Source organism: Mycobacterium sp. E1715, assembly GCF_001667625.1.
In the GTDB taxonomy this organism is placed as follows: domain Bacteria; phylum Actinomycetota; class Actinomycetes; order Mycobacteriales; family Mycobacteriaceae; genus Mycobacterium.
Genome location: NZ_LZJJ01000499.1, coordinates 1 through 763 on the forward strand (window position 1 = coordinate 1; position 763 = coordinate 763).

Annotated in this window: 2 protein-coding genes; both read right to left on the reverse strand. The window is 73.0% G+C overall.

Going from position 1 to position 763, the window contains the following annotated elements; genetic code table 11:
- The coding region (locus A9X03_RS24730; RefSeq protein ID WP_156670278.1) for an SDR family NAD(P)-dependent oxidoreductase at positions 1–179 on the reverse strand (179 nt) is incomplete at its 3' end.
- Positions 176–703: a TetR/AcrR family transcriptional regulator gene (locus A9X03_RS24735; RefSeq protein ID WP_231975458.1), complete on the reverse strand. Its 528-nt coding sequence runs from the start codon at positions 701–703 to the stop codon at positions 176–178. The genes A9X03_RS24735 and A9X03_RS24730, both read right to left, overlap by 4 nt.
- Between the last annotated feature and the right edge of the window lie 60 nt (positions 704–763).

Below are 763 nucleotides of genomic sequence, written 5' to 3' on the forward strand. Positions count from 1 at the left end.
TCGATGTCGGCGACCGTCTCGCCGATGGTGCCGGGCAGCCGCTCGTCCCACACCTGCTCGGTGCGCCCGGCCACCGCCACGGCGGCGCCGTCGGCCGCCAGGGCCAGTGCGATCGCCCGGCCCAGCCCGCGGCTGCCGCCCGTGACGATCGCGGTCCGCCCCGACAGGCGCCCCGTCATCGCGTCACCCCGTGCACCACGATGGCGGTCGTCTGCTCCACCCACGCATCGTCGAGCTCGTCCTCCGGGCGCAGCAGCATGCGCAGCATCGTCGCGCCTCCGATCAGCTCGATCAACCGGTCCGGGTCGACGTCGGGATGGGCTTCGCCCCGGTCGACCGCGTCACTCAGCCGCACCCGCACCGTCGCGAACAGGTCCGCGAAGCGGGACATCACCCGCGCGTTCAGCGCGGGATCGGCCGTCATATCGGCGACCAGCCCGGGCAGGGCGGCGCGGACGACCGGGGTGGTGAAGACGTCGCGGGTGGCCTCGATCATCATGCGGACGTCGGCGGCGAAATCCCCGGCCGGCGCCTCCAGCGCGGTCGGCGCCACCGGGAAGGCCGCCTCGTGCACCAACTCGGCCTTGCTCGACCACCGCCGGTACAGCGCGGATTTCGTGGTTCCCGCACGCTCGGCGACCGCCGCCAGGCTCAGGTTTGAATAGCCCATTTGGACAAGCAGTTCCGCGGTGGCCGGGCGCACCGAGCAGGTGTGGGACGAGCGGCTGCCCGGCACCATCGGCGAGACGGTCGCCGACATCGA